Source organism: Ferdinandcohnia jepli (assembly GCF_047246645.1).
Classification (GTDB): Bacteria; Bacillota; Bacilli; order Bacillales; family Bacillaceae_L; genus Ferdinandcohnia.
In genome coordinates this window covers 35,396-53,061 of the sequence record NZ_JBFOKR010000019.1, presented here as the reverse complement: position 1 = coordinate 53,061, position 17,666 = coordinate 35,396, and the positions used below count along the sequence as shown (strand labels likewise).

The window sequence follows — 17,666 nt, the reverse complement described above, 5'->3', positions numbered from 1 at the left end:
AGCGCTGGCCGACTAGAATCGCCACGTCCTGTGGCAACGTCGCCACTAGCACGTCCTGTGCGTCGAAACCCTGACGAGGAGGCTCGAAAAAAAGCAAAGCTTTTTTCCTGCGAGGATTAACCTCACGAAGCATTCCTTAGTGTTGCCGCCGCAGGAGGGGTGAAGCGACCTCGAGGGGCTAGGCGCTGGAGCTAGACACCAAAAATTAAGTTGAAGTTATTTCTATTTCAACTAAAAAAACCACGTCTTTATCGATTTCGATAAGGACGTGGTTTAGCACGCGGTACCACCTTAATTTACTATTTGCTCACACAAATAGCCTCAGCAAGTACGTGGGTTCTCCCATATACTGTGGTATTGATAACGAGTACCAAAACTCGCCGGAACCTACTCATAACACTGCGTTACTTTCAGCACGGAACTCAGAGGCCATTTTTCAGATTCGTATTTTTGCTTCTTTTCAGCTACCGAAGCTCTCTGTGTAAAATAACTAAATCCTACTTTTTCTCTTCATCGTCTTTAGGTCGTTCATAAGTTAAAACTGATTATAGTCCATCCATTTTAAAAGTTCAAGACTAAATTTCAAAATAATTTGTAAATTTTAATTATATTCTTTATATATTGCGCTTATCCTTTGTAAAATATCCACCAAAAAACCGTCCAAATGATGTTGAACGGTTTTTTCAATCTTAGATTAATGCCTTTTTCAATTTTTTTAAATACCGATAACGAATGAAAAAGAAGTAAAGAATTTGAGCTACTAAAAATGCAGCAAGTACAAGGATTACTTCCGTAGCTATTGATAATTGGTAAAAGCTTTGTAACGCTGCGAAAGCAAAACCACTGTGCACAAACGCCAAGGCAATTGGTACAAAAAATAATAAAGCTAATTGATTCGTTACAATTTTAGTAAGCTCCTGGTCAGTTAACCCAATCTTTTTGATAGTCAGGTATTGCCTCGTATCATATTCTAAATCTGCATATAATCGGAAATAAAGGAAGCTACCTGCCGCTAGGAAAAATACGGCTCCTACTAATAATGCTACGAAAAACATCATTCGATACATGCTCAGCATCTTCTCATTAATTGTACCTCTAACAATAATGGAATACGGGTTTTCCTCAGAAGAATACGCCAGTCCTTCTTCTACTAGATTGTCTAACATTCCATCTGTATTCTCTACTTCATTCGTGTAAAAACCATAAAAGGTTTCAGTATGATGTGCATCTAACTTTTCATATAACTCATCACTTACAACAACACCTTCATTTTCAATTAACTGAAATGGCATTACAACGTGCTCAGTCATATGACTTGGAGCAATTTCAATATGATTCTGCTCTAAAACATAGGTTTCAGGCAGATATTGTTCAAGAACAGACTGTCTTATAAAAGCTACTTCATTCCCAGTTAAATCCGCTTCGGTAAACTCATAGCCTGCTTCCTGCGCTATAATCTTATAGTCAGAAAACCTTATAACAACTAACTCTTTTTCCGGATACTTTGTGGTTGAGGATTGAATATCTACTACCTTCACAGGGACCTGATTGGAAGTATATGAAATACCTCTTTCCTGTAGTTCTTGTTCAATTTGTTGTAAATTTTGTTGATGGATTGGTTTATCATCAATTGCTAAATAACTAATTTCTGCTGGAAACTCCACTTGGGACTGATCCGTTAGAACCTTAGTGGAGGATAAGGCACCTACTGCACAAAAAGCCACCGCAGATACAATCGTTACCATAAAAAACATTCTAGCATTATCCTTTAATCGGTATGCTAAGTTAGAAATCGTAACGATATTGGTTTTTTTCCAGAAAAAGAAACGGCTTCTTTTTACGAGCCTTATTAAAAAAACTGATAACTGGGTATAAAAAAAGTACGTCCCAACTGTTGTCATCGCAATTACTGGTAACATCCTAAATAGCATTGTATGCAATGTGGAAGTAGCTGCTAAATAATAACTTACAATTAATAGTAACGCAGACAAAATAGAAAGAGCAATCGATACTTTTGGTTCCTTTTTTGGCTTTTGTCCAGCTTGAAATAAATCAATTAACTTATTACTTTTTACAAGTATCGTTGTAAATAATGATATTGATAAAAATAATAAAAGAAACGCTCCAACTGTTAACCCTATAGCCTTTTTAGAAAAGTAAAATGGCAGTTGTTCAATTCCAATCATGTTGGAACCCACCATTAAAAAGAGTTTCCCCGTAAGTAATCCGGTTGCAATACCTACAATAATTGCCCCAAAACCAATAATCATATTTTCTAAAAATACCATACCGTTCAATTGAGGGCGGGTCATCCCGTGCATCATTAAAATACCGAACTCATGTTTACGTGACTTTAAAAATGTACTTACAGAATATAGTACAAAAAGAAACGAAAACACATACATAAGGACCTCAGCTATCACCATCATCTGAATAGCAAGCCCAGCTGTTACACCACTTTTAATATCAGGATGAAAAATAAACAACGCATACACAAAGAAGATTAACACTGAAAACGCACTGCTTAGAAAATAAGCTGCATAGGTACGTTTGTTACGTACGACATTTCTATAGACGAACTGTGGAAAGGTCACTGCTGTCCCCTCCTAACAGTGCAAGCATATCAATGATTTTTTGGAAAAAGGCCTGGCGATTATCACCACGATAAATTTCGTTATATAAGCGACCGTCTTTAATAAAAATGACCCGGTGACAGTAGCTCGCAGCTACTGCATCATGTGTAACCATTAGGATTGTCGTTCCATCATCTTTGTTAATTGTTGAAAAAGTCTCCATCACATCTCTTGATGATTTGGAATCCAGATTACCAGTCGGTTCATCAGCTAATACAAGAGAAGGAGCATGAATAATTGACCTCGCAATTGCAGTTCGTTGCATTTGACCACCAGAAATCTCATAGGTGCGCTTTTTCAGAATAGAATCAATCCCTAGCTTTTTGGCAACCTCTAACAGCTTTCGATCCATTTCCTTAACACTTACTCCATCCAGGGTTAAAGGTAGCACAATGTTTTCTTCAACAGTTAACGAATCTAATAGATTAAAATGCTGAAATACAAATCCAAGTTCATGGCGTCTAAACAATGCGGTTTTCTTTCTATTTAGCTGATGTGGATTTTGCTGGTTGATAAAAACCTCGCCAGATGTTGGTTTATCGATCGTAGCAATTAAATTTAATAGTGTCGTTTTTCCGCTTCCAGAAGGCCCCATAATTCCAACAAATTCGCCTTTTTCAACAGAGAAGTTAATAGAATCAAGGGCTTTATGAGAAACTTGCCCACTATATATTTTTTCAATTCTTTTTACATCTAAAACTGGCATCACTTTCACTCCTTGTGCTTTTTTCTATCCTAATTTTACCTATTATCCTGCTATTACAACCACTTAATAGGCTTACAGTTTTCTTACAGATTTGTAAGATTACTAAAAGAAAATACGCACAATCGTACCCTGTCCTACAGTTGATTCAAGTTCAATCCGGTGACCAAGCTTTTCGCAGATCTCTTTTGATAGATAAAGGCCCATGCCTGTTGATTCTTGAAATGACCTGCCGTTCTCACCAGTAAAGTATGGATCAAATACTCTTGTTAAATCACCAGGCGGTATTCCCACACCTTCATCTTCAATTTCAAGTACTTTGTTTATGCCACGAGTATATGCTCTAAAGTGTATTTTGGCATTTTCCTTTTTGGTATAGCGAATGGCATTTGTAAGTAACTGATTAATCACAAACGATAGCCATTTTTCATCAGAGGTAATGATTAGTTGTTTTTCTATATCAATTACCGGAAAGATTCGATTCCTAATAAATAGCCGTTTTTGGTTAGAAGTTGCTTTACGTACCACTTTTTCTAAATCTAGCATTTCTACATAAAAATCACGTTCAAATGTATCTAATCTTGCGGTATAGAGGACTAATTCTAAACCCTTTTGTAATCTATCGATTTCATCTTTAATTGCCGATGAACGTGGATCATCTTCATTTTGGACCATCAAATGCAAAACAGACACCGGTGTTTTCATTTGATGAACCCATTGGTTAATAAATTGGATATGGTGATCCAGTTTGTTTTTATACGTATGTAAATCTGTTCTATATAAACGGAACTGGCTATCAAGAAGCTGATGGAGCGCGTCACCAAGCGGTGAATTTTGATCAATGTTCGTAAACTCATCTAGTGAAGTAAAAGGTTGCTCTAATCGCTTGTAAAAATTACGATTTCTTAGATAGCGATATATAAGATAACCCGCAAATAATACTGAGCTTAATAAGGCAGCATATAAAATAATGCTAAAATTCCTGTACCCGTCTAGGAAAAAAATAATAGATATAACGACTAATTGTATGATGTAAATAAAAATAAGAGGGAACTGCTCGCGAATAAATAATTTCATTCCTCAGTCCCCCATGTTTTTAACAAACGATACCCTTGTCCACGAATCGTTTGTATTGCATCATTAATCTGCAAAGCAGTAAGTTTTTTACGTACCCTGGTCACATATACATTAAGTGTATTATCGTCCACAAATACTTGATCATCCCAAATCTTTTCTAGTAGAGTGTCCCTGCTCACTACCCGTTCGTGTTTTTGCATCAATTCATCTAAAATAATCGCCTCAGTATGACTGAGCTCAATTGAGTTACCATCTAAAGTTAATGTCAATCGTTCCACATCGAGAGTTAATCCAGATACTGTTATGCTACGGCCATTTTGATTGCTTGCATAGGAACCATACGCTCGGCGAAGCTGACTATTTATTTTTGCAGTAACTAATTCATAATCAAATGGCTTTGTAATATAATCGTCCGCCCCATTTTCCAGTGCCATTACCTGATCCATTTTGCCATCTCTCGCCGAAATAAAGAGAATTGGGCAGGTAGACTTGTTCCGAATTTGTCTACACCAAAAATAGCCATCAAATCTCGGCAAATTAACATCTAATAACACAAGATGTGGTGAAAAAACCTCAAACTCAGCTACTACATTTTCAAAATTAACGATTCCCTTTGTTTCAAATCCGAATTTTTCTAAATGCTCCCCTAACAAACGAACAAGCTGTTTATCATCTTCAATGATCAGTATCTTAAACATGGCTCTACCCCTTCGTTATCTAACTACCTCGATTGTAACGAATAGTTAATTTTTAGGAAAGAAAAAAGTGGCCCGAGTGATGGACCACGCTAATTAGTAGTTTTTTGTCTTAGCTTGAGTTTGAGGCCAGATGATGTTTTCTACTTTTTCATAGAAAGCTAACAGTTTTGGGACTAACTTAATTTTCGGTACTGACACGTAAGTTATTAGTGCTGCGATAATTGCTATAAGTGCTCCGACAAGTATGTCCATTGGATAATGGACACCTACCCAAATCCTTGAGATACCAGCAAGGAGAGCAAGACCTATCCAGATTACCCCACTCTTTCTATGGTAAAGGAAGAATGTAAAGCAAAATGAAAAGAATAAAATTGTGTGATCACTTGGAAACGAGTTGTCTATCGCTTTTTCAATTAACTGGTTTACATTGGATAGCTCCGCAAACGGCTGTTGATTGGAGTGGAACATCCCCGCTACTTTTCCTACTACTTCAGCTAGTATAAAAGCAATTGCTGCATTTATGACCATTATTCTGTTTTGCTTTATCCTCGTAAACCAATAGATCAATGCCGCAAGAGCAAGAAAAAACACCATATATTCTGCTGTGAAAACAGCGACCTGATCTAAATGCGGGTACTCTTTCCCAAGATTGTTTATTTTGAAGAACCACTCTTCATTCAATTCCATCATTTCAATTTATCCTCCTTATGAATATCGCTAAGAAGAATATAGTTGTTTTTTATAAGTAGAAATATGGATGCAGATTACATTTCATTACAGTTTTGTAAGATTTGTTAGACAGTTAGTAGCAAGTGGTCTATGATACTAGTAAGTAAATAAGAAAGGAAGTGGAATATGATTTATAAACCCCTCATTGAATCAAAGGAACTAATTTTACTACGGATCATAAACAACCGCATGAACACCTCTGCAAAAGAAAAACAATACTACTACAATCTAGAAAAAGGATTTGAAGGAGAGAAACTATTTGCTGCTAGCATCGAAAAACTGTCTAATGATAGGATTATCATCCACGACTTGCTGCTTGAGTATAACAACACCCTCTTCCAAATCGATACACTCCTCATTGCCCAAACCCATATATACCTTTTTGAAGTGAAAAATTTCGAAGGTGATTATTACCTTGAAGGTGACAAACTGCTCACATTTTCCGAAATAGAAGTAAAAAACCCCTTGCTACAATTACAACGAAGTGCATCTCTCCTACGTCAACTACTCCAAAAAGCAGGAATTACACTTCCCATTGAAGCTAACGTTGTCTTCGTTAACCCTGAATTCACCTTATACCAAACTCCAAAGAATGTCCCTGTTATCTTCCCTACACAACTTACCAAATTCCTGGAAAAGATAGAAAAAAACCCATCTAAACTAAACCAAAAACATCACAATCTAGCAAAAAAGTTAGTTGCCATGCATATAACAGATTCTCCGTTTTCCAATCTGCCAGCGTATACATATGATGGACTTAAGAAGGGGATGACTTGTTTGGGGTGTGGGGGGGTTTTTTGCAACTTAAATAGAATAAACCTTATTTGTAAAAAATGCGGTTGTTGCGAAACAGTAGATTCGGCAGTACTTAGGAATATAGAAGAGTTTAGGCTGCTTTTTCCTGAAAGAAAACTTACAACTAATGTTGTTTATGATTGGTGTGGGGGGATTGGACCCAAAAAGCAAATTAAAAGGATTTTAGCAACGAATTTTAAACAAATTGGAGATAAGAGATTTACGTATTACGTAAAGGAATAGTGTTTTATACTTTCAATCGACCGAGGTTCGGTTATGCATGCTATCTCAAGCAGTTAGACTCGTTCTTATCGACCGAGATTCTACTCCACATGCTTTCTCGGGCGATTAGAACCGCTCTTATCGACCGAGATTTGGCTCTGCATCCTTTCTCGGGCGATTAGAACCGCTCTTATCGACCGAGATTTGGCTCCGCATCCTTTCTCGGGCAGTTAGAACCGTTCTTATCGACCGAGATTCAATTCCGCATCCTTTCTCGGGCAGTTAGAACCGTTCTTATCGACCGAGATTTGGCTCTGCATCCTTTCTCGGGCAGTTAGAACCGCTCTTATCGACCGAGATTCGGCTCCACATGCTTTCTCGGGCTGTTAGAACCGCTCTTATCGACCGAGATTCAACTCTACATGCTTTCTCGGGCGATTAGAACCACAAAACCACAAAACCAAAAAACACCCGCCGCACCCCCCGCCCCCAAAAGAGACAGTACCCCGAGTGTTTCCCGCCACCTACAAAATCGGTGACAACAGCCTAGAAATTGATTCCTTAAATCTCACTTTTAAATTGCGTTGCTTGTATTGCTCATAGGTCAGTAGTTTGGATAGTTTGATGTCTTCTTTGAAGATCTCGGTTAGTTTTTTAGAGATGGCTTCATCGTATAAGAAGGCATTCACTTCGAAATTCAGTCTAAAGCTGCGGACATCGATGTTGGCCGTTCCTACTGATGAGATTTCTTCATCGACTACAATTGATTTCGAGTGGATGAACCCATTACTGTAAATGTAGACATTGGCTCCGATATGAAGCAGCTCCCCGATATGGGAGAGCGTTGCCCAGTACACAAATGGGTGATCTGGTTTATCCGGAATCATAATATTTACTTCTATGCCAGACAGACATGCAATCCTAAGCGCATCCAACAAGCTTTTGTCAGGGATGAAGTATGGTGTTTGGATGTAGATTGATTTTTTTGCAGAAAAAATCATTCGGATATAGCCATTCTTAATTTGCTCGAATTCCGAATCAGGTCCGCTTGTTACAATCTGAATTCCTACGTTCCCTTTTTTTCCATTATCTTCAGAAAACAGTTCCGGTGCATAGGTTATATCAAAATGTCTTGAAGCCTGGTTCCAGTCCAAGATGAATCGAGCCTGCATTGCATTAACGGCTCTGCCCGTAATCCGCAGATGGGTATCTCGCCAGTAACCGAATCTCCTGTTTAATCCCAGATATTCATCTCCAACGTTAAAACCACCAACATATCCTATTTTTCCGTCAATGATAACAAGCTTCCGGTGATTTCTAAAGTTTAGACGTAGATTGAGAAAACGTAATTTAGATGGGAAAAACACTTCAACTTGCCCACCCGCTTCACGGAACTCTCTAAAAAACCGCTTTGTCAGTTTACGGGAACCAAGCTCGTCGTAAAGGACGCGAACTTTTACACCTTCCCTCACCTTATTTGTGAGAGCTTCCATAAGCTTTTTCCCTAATCTATCATTTTTTATTATGTAATATTGTAAATGGATGGACTCTTTTGCTTTTAGAATATCCCTAAACAATCGATTAAACTTTTCTGTTCCGTCTGTAAACAACTCAACTGTATTATTTTCAGTAAAAATGGCCTGGTCGTTTATTAGATTCATATAAATAAGGTCTTTATGCCTTCCTGACACTTGACTACCAAACTGAAACTCATTGGTTCTTAGCTCATTAAGCTGTGACTCCAACATTTTCTCTATTCCGATTTCCTGCAGGTCTTCCCATTGAAATAGATGGTCGCGACTCAAATTTCTGCCTATTAATAGATATAAAATAAAGCCAGCCAACGGAATAAAGAACAGGACTAATAACCAAGCCCAAGTAGAGCTTGCATCTCTTCTTTCACGAAAAATAACAATGACGGCAAATACGATATTTAATATAATGACCAAGCCGAGCAAAATAGAAGAGATGTTCATTCTATTACCCTCTCTCACAGTAATCATTCATTAGTATCAAATATACTATAGATAGCAAAATTTATGTAATAAAATGAACTTAATAAATCCAGTAGTGGAAAATATATGCATATTATTTCAATTCTAAAACAAGAAAGCCTGGCCTAACAACCAGGTTTTCCTACTTTCTATATATGTTTCTACTAATACTTAATGTAATTTCCCATCAACATACTTCCCGTAATCTGGAACCGCAATTTTGTCAAATTCGCTAACTAATTTTTTCAGATTGTATGTTAAAGTTTCGCCTGTCATCGGTAAGCCATGTCCGGTAACGGCAACGGCAGGATTTAGGTTTGCCAATGTTTCTACCGATTTTTTTGCTGCCTTCCAATCTGTCGTCAGGTATCTAGGTGGCCCGCTTATTTCTTGTTCTTGTGTAAATACTTTATACAATGACTCTTGTTTAACCGTTACAAATGCATCTCCAACAATTAGAGCTCGATCTCTCTCGCGAAACAAGGAAATATGACCTGGAGAATGTCCCGGGGTATGTATCCATTTAAACTCCGGTAGATGAGGGACAGTTCCGTCAGCAGGTAATTTCTCAACATGACTACCTAAATTAATAGGCTCATTAGGAAAAATTGGAGACATTTTTGCTACTAACCCTCCCTCGACAGTTGGATCGGGTTCTGGATAGCTCTGTTGTCCAGTTAAAAACGGCATTTCCAATTCATGAGCAAAAACAGGTACCTTCCAGTGATTAATCAACTCAATAATAGCACCAACGTGGTCAAAATGACCGTGAGTTAAAATGATTGCCTTTGGACGACTATTTGCACCAAATCGTTCCTCTGTCACCGAGATAATCTCATCTGCTGATTCAGGCATTGCCGCATCAATTACGACAAAATCATCTGAATTTGGCTCCCCTACTAACATAAAATTCACTACTTGAATGGTGTGAGTATATAAATCGGGTAAGACTTGAATACCAACTCCGCTACCTATTGAAGTTGCCGGTATCATTTTATAGTCACTACCGTACTGCATTTCGTTATCCATCGATATCCTCCTCCTTGTATTACAATATACAAGGATTAGTTTCTCTCGCAGGATATTAAATTATTTATCCCCTAAATCAAGAAGCCATTTGCGGAGTTTTGTTTTCGGATAATAAACGGTGCCATTCAATACGATATGCGGAATATCTGGATGTTCACTTACTAACTGTTTGGCATCCTCCTTTGATACTCCAATATAATAATGAATGTCTTTCTCTTTAATTAATTCGTCTAAGTCATCTTCCTCTAAATGTTCTAAAACTCCTTTTGCTTGCGGGTTATTAAAATTTTTCATACCGTCTCCAATGAAATATCCCGCTAACGCTATTCCAATTCCTAAAAATAACAAGCCCATTACATCTCCTCCTCTCCCTTTATTATTCTATTACTTTTAAAAAAATTCTAGGATTTCCACTCCATTCATATACTAAAACATGTCCAATTTGGAGTTGGTATACAATGAAGGTTGCAAAAAAGGCTTTGGCAATTCTTGTAGGAAGTCTGTTACTTGCGATAGGCATTAATCTCTTTTTAGTACCATTCAAGGTCCTAGATGGTGGGGTAATCGGACTTGGCCTCATTTTACATTATATAACCGGTGTAAAAGCTGGGCTTGCTATTATTTTTTTAAGTGTTCCTATTTTTGTAATAGCATGGATATTTAATAAAGCGTACTTTTTCAATAGCTTACATGGCATGTTATTTTCTTCTTTTATTATCGATATTATGGCTACACGAAATCTCTTTTCTAAACTCGGGCTAGCTCCAATCCTAAGCTCCGTTATAGGAGGGGTTTTTGTTGGCCTTGGAATTGGAATCATGCTACGACAAGAGACAAGCACTGGTGGCACTGATTTACTCGCCCAATTTTTATCTAAAATTTTAAATGTGAATGTGGGGATTATGATTTTTATCATCGATGCTGTTGTCATATCTTTGGGTGGCTTATTAATTTCAAAAGAGACCTTTTTTCTTTCCTTCATTACAATTACTTTCGTTGGTCTTTCCACAACGATTAGCACTTGGAACCTCCCTAAATAATGGGATATCGGTCTTCTATTAGGGAATCATGTAACTATCATCCTAATTTTGAGGTGTTTACATTGATTCTACTTGTAAAAGCATTTGTCTTATATTTATTAACCATAGCCAGCATGCGTTTAATGGGCAAATCAACTATCATCCAAATGACACCTTACGACTTAGTTGCAATTATTATCGTAGGTACTGTAGTTTCGGAACCTTTAATCAGTACTGAATTTAAACCTACCTTGTATGCACTAGGTGTAGTCGTTGGCCTTCATATCCTTTTCTCCTATTTAACGTTATGGCAATGGGGCAACCGATTCTTTTTAGGCGAGCCAACACTACTAATCAAAAATGGACAAATACTTGAAGATAATATTGAAAAATCCAGACTTTCTATATCACAGCTACTATCTATTTTACGAAGCAAAGGTTATCCGAAAATTGCTGATATCGAATATGCCATACTTGAACCAATCGGTGAAGTTAGTATCATTCCAAAACCTGAAAATACACCTGTAACCGTCCAGCATCTTTCGATTTCTATCGATGATGAAGGCTTACCGATTGCAGTAATCATTGACGGACGGTTACAACATAGAAACCTCAAGTTGCTTGGTAAGTCAGAAAAGTGGCTATTAGACCATTTAGATAAGGAAACTCTCCAAGTAAAGGAAATTATATATGCGTATGTGAATGAAAAAACGAAAAAGCTAAACATTGTAAAAAGGACTGATGACAAATAAAAAAGAACCGAGCATCTGCCCGATTCATACATATCTATGCCTTCACTTGTCTTCTTGGGTAATGCAGAATTATTCGTATGATTATCCAGAATAAATACCCTACTATTAGTACGTTGACTATCCAGTTAAGGGCGAATACCTGGTCAAAAAGTGCAAAAAGGAGAATGGGTTTTGTTAATGCAAATGCGCTCAATTTCCAGAGTAATTGAAACTTTATATTCCTGTGAACCATTTTACTAATTACGACTCCTACTCCCGCCAAAAGAGTGATGCCTGCTAATCCTAAAAACAACATGAAAAACGGGTAAAAGATTAGGACTTGAATAATATAGATGTTTTGTGGGATATCACTTTCTTTAAAGGAATCATCTAAGAGCAAGTTTATCTCTATAGGCAAAGCAAGTATGAATAAAAGAGTAAGCAAAAACAGAATCGTGTTCCGCATTTCAAGCCGATTCAAGCGCTTCATTGCAGTCTTATTAGGTAATTTAATGCAATCTATAAAAGTAGATATGAGTTTCACAATAACCACTCGCCAATCCTTACTTATTCACGTTATTCTTTTACAATACAAAAGACACCTTTCTATGTAAAGAAAGGTATCTTTTTTCACAGATACTTATTTATAAAATTCTTCAGGAATGTGTCCGAACTTTCGATTATGGTAAAGAAGTGGTTCTTTGCTATGATTCTCTATATCTACTACTTCCCCGATTAGAATCGTATGGTCTCCTGCATCAATTGTTTTAAAAGTCTTACATTGAAGTACTCCCGCAGCGCCGGAAACAATTGGAAGATTATGATCTGATAACGTCCATTCGCAGTTACCAAAGCGATCTGTTCCTTTACTAGCAAATAAAGCACAAATATCTCCTTGATCTCCCGCTAAAACATGCACAGCAAATTTATCTGACTTAATAAACGGCTCGTAAGAAGAAACTCGTTTATCGATAGACCATAAAATGAGTAGCGGATCCAATGAAACAGATGCAAAAGAATTTACAGTAAGTCCTAATGGAACACCATTTTCGTCTGTTGTTGTTACAACGGTAACTCCAGTTGGATAATTACCCATTACTTCTTTAAATTTTGTTACATTCGTATTATTATCCATAGTCACACACCTTTCTCTGGTTGATACGTATTTATTCATTTTCACTAAAAAAATCGAATTCACAAAGCTATTTTTACTATATCACTATTGTAACAACATTTCTAATTGTTTGCATTCGAGCAAATCGAAATAATCAAACATACTCACCCGTAAATATTTCCTTGGCGAATCCATTTTGTTGCAACCCACTTTTCTCCATCAGATACCGGGATAGATGAATGCAATGACATTTTATCCACCTGCCCCTTGCTATTTCCATATTGGAAATACACGGCTGAACCTTTCTTTGGAACTATTGATACACCCGCTTTTGGAAATACAGTTTCTCCGCCTGATTCTACATCATTTAAATACATGAGAAATGTCCCAACACGTTGTCCCCCTTTAGCAGGGTCAACTTTATTTGACGGAAAATAATCGAAGTGTCTTTTATATTCCTCTCCAATTCCATAATTTAAAACTTGCAGACCTTCTCCATTTCCACGTGGATATTCTGTAATTTCTGCAATTCTATTTTCAATTTTGGTTATTACTTCATTTTCACCAAGTGTAAAATACATACCCTTGCTGGTTCTTCCTGTTGCAGCTTTTTCTTCACCCGTTTTTTGGTCAATAACAGTTGAGGGTTTTAGTCGATCTTTGGATTGTTGAATTAGAGCATCACACTCTTCTTCGCTTAAGAAATTATCCATATGTAAAATATAAGGTTGCTCTATCTTAGAAAGCACTTTAACGATTCGATCACTTGTTTTGATAACATGTCCCTTTTTATCAATTTCGGGCTGCTCGTATTCATAAGGAGCTTGTACACCTGGAGATTCAATTGGTTTATTTCCTACGATTCGAAATAGGGTAGTATAAGATAGCCTTGCATCATAACCTTTGCGTATCATTGCATCTACAATTGCCTCTGGATTTACACCACTGTTTAAGGTTTTAATAATCCAATCCATAAGCGCACCTGGAATTTGGTTTGTTTTCTCCATATCCAACTCTCCTTTAGCCCATTTGCTCTACAGTTTCTCATTTTCTCGATAGTCTTATTTTAATATAAAAAATACAAATAGTGGTAACATTTCAACCTTTTCCAAAGATTACATGATTAAAAAAATAAAAAGTAACCACATAAGCAGTTACTTGCATCCTACCTATATTGTTTTTTATAAAAACTTACCCAAAAAACTCTCTTGCCTTTTCAATTAAGGCAACCTCATCATCCGGAACCTCTTCTTCATGATAGATCGCATCAACCGGGCATACTGAGACACACGCTCCGCAATCAATACAAACATCAGCATTAATATAGTATTGGTCGTCTCCTTGTTCAATACACTCTACCGGACACACCTCTACACATTCTGCCGCTTTTTCATTCCGACAAGGAGATGTAATTACATAAGCCATTCTATCCCTCCCAAGCTTTTAGTAACACAGGAATTACTAGTGGTTACTACACACTATGTTACAAGTCCAGGAAATATGCGGATTTGACTACTCCCAAATAAGGATTTCCAAGCTATACTAATGCGTTCCTATCATTCTAGGAAAACCATATTATTTTTGGAACTACTTGTATCAAAAAAGGAATATTCCCCCTCTGTTACGAATTAGTTAAGTAATAATGCAAAAAGCGAGGTCTTATCATGTATAAATTGTATTGTCGGTCATACCAAAAAGTGTTCAAAGTAGCCTCAAACTTTCTTCCATGGAGAAATCCTGAATTAGTTGAAGGTGAAGGGAGCATTCAATTACTTCCAGGAATGATTAAAAAACAAAATATTGAAAGCGTTTTAATCGTTACTGATATGGGAATCGTATCAATTGGTTTAATGGATGAATTGCTTAACAGCTTAAAAAATGAAGGGATATCCTATGTGATTTATGATAAAACAGTCCCTAACCCTACTATTGATAATATTGAAGAAGCTTTAAGTTTGTATAAGAAAAATCACTGCCAGGGAATCATTGCTTTTGGAGGTGGATCTCCTATTGATTGTGCAAAAGGTGTGGGTGCTCGGATTGCCAGACCTGATAAGTCTATCTCTCAGTTAAAAGGGCAGTTGAAGGTAAAGAAAGACATCCCGCCACTTTTTGCTGTTCCCACAACGGCTGGTACAGGTAGTGAAGCGACTGTTGCTGCGGTTATTTCGAATAGTCAAACACATGAAAAGTACGCGGTTAATGATATGGCTCTAATTCCTCATGTCGCTGTACTTGACCCGCTACTAACATTGAAGCTCCCTCCACATATTACATCTACAACAGGTATCGATGCACTTACACATGCGGTAGAGGCTTACATAGGAAGAAGTAATACACCTGAGACAATACAATATAGCAAAGAAGCTGTGAAGCTAATCTTTGAAAATATCTATGAAGCATATTCAAACGGAACAAATCTAGAAGCACGATCTAATATGCAAAAAGCTGCTTATTTAGCTGGTGCTGCATTCACACGTGCATTTGTAGGATACGTACATGCTATAGCTCATACGCTTGGCGGATTTTACTCAGTTCCACATGGGTTGGCAAATGCAGTTATTTTACCTTATGTACTTGATTACTACGGAAGTTCTGTTCATAAACCTTTGGCAGAGCTAGCGGAATTAGTGGGTATTGGAAAATCTACTGATACCGACGAACAAAAGGCTAATGCATTAATACGTGCAATTAGAGAACTAAATCAAAAAATGAATATACCAGAAAAAATAAGTGGAATTAAAGAAAGCGACATACTACTAATGGTAGAACGTGCATACAAAGAGGCTAACCCTCTTTACCCAGTACCAATGATTTTCTCAAGAGATGACTTAAAAGCACTCTATAATATGATAAGTGAGTAATATATATAGATAGAACCCTCGTGATTTTACAAGGGTTCTTTTTTGTCCCTATTGTTAAAGGAAATTCTTTTTTAGTAATGAATACATGATAAGATCATCATACTTGCCATTTGAAAACTCATATTCGTAAAGCAGTCCTTCTTCCTTAAACCCTACCTTTTCGAGCAAACGTCGGGAAGCCATATTTTCAGGCTCAACTAATGCTTGTACTCTATTAATCTCATAATTTGTATAGCCATAGGTAACAACAGCTTTTATTGCTTCAGCCATAATTCCCTTATTCCAATATTCTCTTGCTAGTTCATACCCAATATCTGTCCGGTGATGTCGTTTATCTCTGTTAAGAAAACCACAAGAGCCAATCAATTTGTCCTGACCAGCTAGCGTAATCCCCCAACGTATTCCTACATTTGTTTGGAATATATTCGTGTACCACTCCACTTCATCTAATGCTTCTTGCTTAGAATGAAAAGGCTGCAACCCATAATATTTCATTACCTCTGGGTCTGATAAATACTCCATCATATCCATACTATCTTGTTCAGTGATCTGTCTTAAGACTAACCGCTCTGTCTTTAGTACCGGGAAACTGTTATCCATATTCACTCGCCCCTTTAGTAGTTATATAGTAAGTCTAACAAAAAAATACTCTTGTAAAAACAAATACCGCCAAGATTGGCGGTATTCAATGTATTCCTTAAGACTTGTAAAATTGTATTCGTCTACTTTTTCTGTCCAGTAAAAATATGAACAGCATCACGTAAGAACTCCGCAGTTCCAGGTTGTTCTTTATCATAGTATGCAGTGAATCTTTCATCATCTACATACATTTGCGCTAATCCAGCATGTGCCTCTTTACTATATTGCGGCCAATAAAACATGAGCCACTGCTTATGCAATTCGGCTGCCCTTTGCCCTAACTCTCCAGCTGGGTCTGCAGTTTGGATTGCATTCGCCAAGGTTTCTTTCATTTCTGCTTCAATTTTAGTAGCTTCCTCATGCTGTTCTGGGGTCATATTCATAAATTTATCGTTAGACTTCTTAACTGTTTCTTCCCCATACTTCTCACGTATTTCGTTTCCGTATTTTTTCTCGTTTTCTTCAAGTGCCTTTTTCTTAAAGCCTTCAAACTTTTCTTTATCAGACATAGTCATTCTCCCTTCATATTGAGCAATTGTTTTTTCTACATTTAAAATCAATTTCTCTAATTGATTTTGCTTCTCAAGGAGACGTTCTCTATGCTCTTTTAACGCTTTGGTATCATCAAAATTAGGATCTGTAACAATATTTTTTATATCTTCTAAGCCAATACCTAATTCCCGGTAAAAGAGTATTTGCTGCAGACGATTAACTTCATTCTGTCCATAAATACGATACCCTGACGAATTAGTTCTTGCCGGCTTAAGAATTCCAATTTCATCATAATACCGCAATGTTCTGGAACTGACACCCGCTAACTTTGCTAGTTTTTGTACTGTATATTCCATCTGCACACCTCCCTGATACCTCAACTTTACACATTTACGCAACGTAAAGGTCAACACCTAAATTTATTTTTTTATTATATGATACGCTGAATGCTTAATACATAAAGGGTAGGGGGAATTAGTGGCGTTTGTTTATGGTTCCTGCGGGTAGTGCTAGGCCATATTTCACCTCGAGCACCACCCACATTTCTCTCTTGCTGGTGCCGCTTCACCATATTTCACCTCGAGCACTACCAGAATATCTCTCTTGCGGGTGCCGCTTCACCATATTCACCTCGAGCTCCACTCGTATATCTCTCTTGCGGGTGCCGCTTCACCTCATTTCACCCGGAGCACCACCCGTATATCTCACTTACGGGTGCCGCTTCACCATATTTCACCTCAAGCACCTCCCGTATATCTCACTTACGGGTGCCGCTTCACCATATTTCACCTCAAGCACCACCCGTATATCTCACTTACGGGTGCCGCTTCACCATATTTCACCCCGAGCACCACTCGTATATCTCTCTTGCGGGTGCCGCTTCACCTCATTTCACCCGGAGCACCACCCGTATATCTCACTTACGGG

The 17,666-nt window shown here is 37.5% G+C and carries 18 protein-coding genes and 1 other annotated feature; of the genes, 4 read left to right on the top strand and 14 right to left on the bottom strand.

Going from position 1 to position 17,666, the window contains the following annotated elements; all coding sequences use genetic code 11:
- Positions 1–259: 259 nt before the first annotated feature.
- Positions 260–523 (bottom strand) — a binding site (T-box leader).
- A gap of 166 nt (positions 524–689) precedes the next feature.
- The 5 genes from AB3M96_RS19005 to AB3M96_RS18985 all read right to left on the bottom strand — a co-directional run bounded on the left by AB3M96_RS19005 (position 690) and on the right by AB3M96_RS18985 (position 5,807).
- Positions 690–2,594, bottom strand: a complete 1,905-nt coding sequence (locus tag AB3M96_RS19005) for an FtsX-like permease family protein (protein ID WP_412969182.1) — start codon at positions 2,592–2,594, stop codon at positions 690–692.
- On the bottom strand, positions 2,569–3,339 hold the full coding sequence (locus AB3M96_RS19000) for an ABC transporter ATP-binding protein (RefSeq protein WP_412969181.1): 771 nt from the start codon (positions 3,337–3,339) through the stop codon (positions 2,569–2,571). Before AB3M96_RS19000 ends, AB3M96_RS19005 begins: the two co-directional genes overlap by 26 nt.
- 102 nt (positions 3,340–3,441) lie before the next feature.
- Complete coding sequence (locus tag AB3M96_RS18995; RefSeq protein ID WP_412969180.1) at positions 3,442–4,413, bottom strand: sensor histidine kinase; 972 nt, start codon at positions 4,411–4,413, stop codon at positions 3,442–3,444.
- On the bottom strand, positions 4,410–5,111 hold the full coding sequence (locus tag AB3M96_RS18990; RefSeq protein ID WP_412969179.1) for a response regulator transcription factor: 702 nt from the start codon (positions 5,109–5,111) through the stop codon (positions 4,410–4,412). Before AB3M96_RS18990 ends, AB3M96_RS18995 begins: the two co-directional genes overlap by 4 nt.
- Positions 5,112–5,204: 93 nt before the next feature.
- Positions 5,205–5,807, bottom strand: coding sequence for an undecaprenyl-diphosphatase (locus AB3M96_RS18985; protein WP_412969227.1), 603 nt, complete (start codon positions 5,805–5,807; stop codon positions 5,205–5,207).
- 159 nt (positions 5,808–5,966) lie between these two features.
- Here AB3M96_RS18985 and AB3M96_RS18980 point away from each other — a divergent pair, with 159 nt between their 5' ends.
- On the top strand, positions 5,967–6,878 hold the full coding sequence (locus tag AB3M96_RS18980) for a nuclease-related domain-containing protein (protein ID WP_412969178.1): 912 nt from the start codon (positions 5,967–5,969) through the stop codon (positions 6,876–6,878).
- 503 nt (positions 6,879–7,381) lie between these two features.
- Here AB3M96_RS18980 and cls read toward each other — a convergent pair.
- The 3 genes from cls to AB3M96_RS18965 form a co-directional block, all read right to left on the bottom strand.
- Positions 7,382–8,833: a cardiolipin synthase gene (gene cls, locus AB3M96_RS18975; RefSeq protein ID WP_412969177.1), complete on the bottom strand. Its 1,452-nt coding sequence runs from the start codon at positions 8,831–8,833 to the stop codon at positions 7,382–7,384.
- Positions 8,834–9,022: 189 nt separating this feature from the next.
- Entirely contained in the window at positions 9,023–9,880 is an 858-nt protein-coding gene (locus AB3M96_RS18970) for an MBL fold metallo-hydrolase (protein WP_412969176.1), read from the bottom strand.
- Between the two features lie 60 nt (positions 9,881–9,940).
- The gene (locus tag AB3M96_RS18965; RefSeq protein WP_412969175.1) at positions 9,941–10,234 is read right to left on the bottom strand and encodes a DNA-binding protein; all 294 of its coding nucleotides are present in this window, start codon (positions 10,232–10,234) and stop codon (positions 9,941–9,943) included.
- A 104-nt stretch (positions 10,235–10,338) separates the two neighbouring features.
- On the opposite strand from AB3M96_RS18965, the gene AB3M96_RS18960 reads away from it, so the two are divergent.
- Together AB3M96_RS18960 and AB3M96_RS18955 are read left to right on the top strand one after the other, a co-directional pair.
- Positions 10,339–10,920, top strand: coding sequence for a YitT family protein (locus tag AB3M96_RS18960; RefSeq protein WP_412969174.1), 582 nt, complete (start codon positions 10,339–10,341; stop codon positions 10,918–10,920).
- A gap of 53 nt (positions 10,921–10,973) precedes the next feature.
- Positions 10,974–11,651 carry a DUF421 domain-containing protein gene (locus AB3M96_RS18955; RefSeq protein WP_412969173.1) on the top strand — a complete coding sequence of 226 codons (678 nt, stop codon included), beginning with the start codon at positions 10,974–10,976 and terminating at the stop codon, positions 11,649–11,651.
- A 34-nt stretch (positions 11,652–11,685) separates the two neighbouring features.
- Here AB3M96_RS18955 and AB3M96_RS18950 read toward each other — a convergent pair whose 3' ends face one another.
- The 4 genes from AB3M96_RS18950 to fdxA form a co-directional block, all read right to left on the bottom strand.
- Positions 11,686–12,096: a DUF1189 family protein gene (locus AB3M96_RS18950; protein ID WP_412969172.1), complete on the bottom strand. Its 411-nt coding sequence runs from the start codon at positions 12,094–12,096 to the stop codon at positions 11,686–11,688.
- 174 nt (positions 12,097–12,270) lie between these two features.
- Positions 12,271–12,765 carry a flavin reductase family protein gene (locus tag AB3M96_RS18945; protein WP_412969171.1) on the bottom strand — a complete coding sequence of 165 codons (495 nt, stop codon included), beginning with the start codon at positions 12,763–12,765 and terminating at the stop codon, positions 12,271–12,273.
- A gap of 143 nt (positions 12,766–12,908) precedes the next feature.
- Entirely contained in the window at positions 12,909–13,751 is an 843-nt protein-coding gene (locus AB3M96_RS18940) for a 2OG-Fe(II) oxygenase (RefSeq protein ID WP_412969170.1), read from the bottom strand.
- 184 nt (positions 13,752–13,935) lie between these two features.
- Positions 13,936–14,169: a 4Fe-4S ferredoxin gene (gene fdxA / locus AB3M96_RS18935; RefSeq protein ID WP_412969169.1), complete on the bottom strand. Its 234-nt coding sequence runs from the start codon at positions 14,167–14,169 to the stop codon at positions 13,936–13,938.
- Between the two features lie 239 nt (positions 14,170–14,408).
- On the opposite strand from fdxA, the gene AB3M96_RS18930 reads away from it, so the two are divergent.
- Positions 14,409–15,608, top strand: a complete 1,200-nt coding sequence (locus AB3M96_RS18930; protein WP_412969168.1) for an iron-containing alcohol dehydrogenase — start codon at positions 14,409–14,411, stop codon at positions 15,606–15,608.
- Positions 15,609–15,662: 54 nt separating this feature from the next.
- Here the strand turns inward: AB3M96_RS18930 and AB3M96_RS18925 are convergent, their stop codons facing one another.
- Both AB3M96_RS18925 and AB3M96_RS18920 read right to left on the bottom strand, forming a co-directional pair.
- The gene (locus AB3M96_RS18925; protein WP_412969167.1) at positions 15,663–16,208 is read right to left on the bottom strand and encodes a GNAT family N-acetyltransferase; all 546 of its coding nucleotides are present in this window, start codon (positions 16,206–16,208) and stop codon (positions 15,663–15,665) included.
- 122 nt (positions 16,209–16,330) lie between these two features.
- Entirely contained in the window at positions 16,331–17,095 is a 765-nt protein-coding gene (locus AB3M96_RS18920; protein WP_412969166.1) for a MerR family transcriptional regulator, read from the bottom strand.
- Positions 17,096–17,666: the final 571 nt, after the last annotated feature.

Coding starts and splice junctions, on each gene's coding strand:
- AB3M96_RS18995 (WP_412969180.1), bottom strand. CDS start 4,413: ATGAAATTATTTATTCGCGAGCAGTTCCCTCTTATTTTTATTTACATC.
- AB3M96_RS18970 (WP_412969176.1), bottom strand. CDS start 9,880: ATGGATAACGAAATGCAGTACGGTAGTGACTATAAAATGATACCGGCA.
- AB3M96_RS19000 (WP_412969181.1), bottom strand. CDS start 3,339: ATGCCAGTTTTAGATGTAAAAAGAATTGAAAAAATATATAGTGGGCAA.
- AB3M96_RS18930 (WP_412969168.1), top strand. CDS start 14,409: ATGTATAAATTGTATTGTCGGTCATACCAAAAAGTGTTCAAAGTAGCC.
- fdxA (WP_412969169.1), bottom strand. CDS start 14,169: ATGGCTTATGTAATTACATCTCCTTGTCGGAATGAAAAAGCGGCAGAA.
- cls (WP_412969177.1), bottom strand. CDS start 8,833: ATGAACATCTCTTCTATTTTGCTCGGCTTGGTCATTATATTAAATATC.
- AB3M96_RS18990 (WP_412969179.1), bottom strand. CDS start 5,111: ATGTTTAAGATACTGATCATTGAAGATGATAAACAGCTTGTTCGTTTG.
- AB3M96_RS18950 (WP_412969172.1), bottom strand. CDS start 12,096: ATGCGGAACACGATTCTGTTTTTGCTTACTCTTTTATTCATACTTGCT.
- AB3M96_RS18925 (WP_412969167.1), bottom strand. CDS start 16,208: ATGGATAACAGTTTCCCGGTACTAAAGACAGAGCGGTTAGTCTTAAGA.
- AB3M96_RS18965 (WP_412969175.1), bottom strand. CDS start 10,234: ATGGGCTTGTTATTTTTAGGAATTGGAATAGCGTTAGCGGGATATTTC.
- AB3M96_RS18960 (WP_412969174.1), top strand. CDS start 10,339: ATGAAGGTTGCAAAAAAGGCTTTGGCAATTCTTGTAGGAAGTCTGTTA.
- AB3M96_RS18920 (WP_412969166.1), bottom strand. CDS start 17,095: ATGGAATATACAGTACAAAAACTAGCAAAGTTAGCGGGTGTCAGTTCC.
- AB3M96_RS18945 (WP_412969171.1), bottom strand. CDS start 12,765: ATGGATAATAATACGAATGTAACAAAATTTAAAGAAGTAATGGGTAAT.
- AB3M96_RS18980 (WP_412969178.1), top strand. CDS start 5,967: ATGATTTATAAACCCCTCATTGAATCAAAGGAACTAATTTTACTACGG.
- AB3M96_RS18940 (WP_412969170.1), bottom strand. CDS start 13,751: ATGGAGAAAACAAACCAAATTCCAGGTGCGCTTATGGATTGGATTATT.